Origin of the sequence: Rhodoferax sp. UBA5149, assembly GCF_002413825.1 — a bacterium.
Taxonomy (GTDB): domain Bacteria; phylum Pseudomonadota; class Gammaproteobacteria; order Burkholderiales; family Burkholderiaceae_C; genus Rhodoferax.
This window is the reverse complement of sequence record NZ_DHXT01000123.1, coordinates 1-938: the sequence shown is the minus strand read 5'-3', so window position 1 is coordinate 938 and position 938 is coordinate 1. Positions and strand designations below refer to the sequence as shown.

The following is a 938-nucleotide window of genomic DNA, read 5'->3' as shown; positions in this document are numbered from 1 at the left end:
AAGTGCTCATGCACCAGTTCCGCGAGTTTGTCGTCCGGGATCACGCCCGTGCCTTCGGTGTACACCGTCACGTTCATCGGCTTGGCCACACCGATGGCATAGGCCACCTGAATCTGGCACTGGCGCGCCAAACCGGCCGCCACGATGTTCTTGGCCACATAGCGGGCGGCATAGGCGGCCGAGCGGTCCACCTTCGTTGGATCTTTGCCGCTGAAGGCGCCGCCACCGTGCGGGCAGGCACCGCCATAGGTGTCCACAATGATCTTGCGCCCGGTCAGGCCACAGTCGCCTTGCGGGCCGCCAATGACGAAACGTCCGGTCGGGTTGATCAGGTATTTGGTGTCAGCGGTCAGCCAGGCCTTGGGCAGCACGGGTTTGATGATGTCTTCAATCACCGCTTCGATAAACGCCGGCTTCATATGCTGACCGTCGCTCATGTCGGGGCTGTGCTGGCTCGACAGCACCACGGTGTCAATGCTGTGCGGTTTGCCGTCCACATAGCGCATGGTGACCTGGCTCTTGGCGTCCGGCCGCAGGAAAGGCATGCGACCATCTTTGCGCAGTTGGGCCTGGCGCTCCACCAGACGGTGGGCGTAGTAAATGGGCGCGGGCATCAGCTCGGGCGTTTCATTGCAGGCATAACCAAACATCAGGCCCTGGTCGCCGGCGCCGGTGTTGAGGTGGTCGTCTGACGCGTGGTCCACGCCTTGGGCAATGTCATTGCTCTGCTTGTCATAGGCCACCAGCACGGCGCAACCCTTGTAGTCGATGCCGTACTCGGTGTTGTCATAGCCGATGCGCTTGAGCGTGTCGCGTGCGACCTGGATGTAGTCCACATGGGCGTTGGTGGTGATTTCACCGGCCAGCACCACCAGGCCGGTGTTGCACAGGGTTTCTGCGGCGACACGGGATTTGGGGTCCTGTTTGAAGATCGCATC

Annotated in this window: 1 protein-coding gene; it reads right to left on the bottom strand. The window is 61.7% G+C overall.

Going from position 1 to position 938, the window contains the following annotated elements; all coding sequences use genetic code 11:
• On the bottom strand, positions 1-938 hold a 938-nt coding region (metK, locus tag B3V69_RS10930; protein ID WP_296446476.1), incomplete at both ends, for a methionine adenosyltransferase.